Here is a 204-nt window from a genome sequence, read left to right as displayed (position 1 = left end):
GAGACAGTTTCGACCTTGGTTATTCCAATCAAGAAACTGGCGAGCAACAGAGCACATAGCACGAAACTTGAGCGAATTGGTTAAGCTACTAAGAGCACACGGAGGATGCCTAGGCGCTAGGAGCCGAAGAAGGACGTGGCGAACAACGATACTGCCTCGGGGAGCTGTAAGCAAGCTTTGATCCGGGGATGTCCGAATGGGGAA

At 52.0% G+C, this 204-nt stretch carries 1 rRNA gene; it reads left to right on the top strand.

Features of this window, described 5'->3' with window-relative positions:
• Window positions 1–78 precede the first annotated feature (78 nt).
• Window positions 79–204: ribosomal RNA gene (locus RJP21_RS31505) — 23S ribosomal RNA — on the top strand; the annotation flags it as partial.

The organism is Paenibacillus sp. VCA1 (genome assembly GCF_031583795.1).
In the GTDB taxonomy this organism is placed as follows: domain Bacteria; phylum Bacillota; class Bacilli; order Paenibacillales; family Paenibacillaceae; genus Paenibacillus_AQ; species Paenibacillus_AQ albilobatus.
Note: the sequence above shows the minus strand (reverse complement) of the source record. Positions and strands in the feature narration are given on the sequence as shown.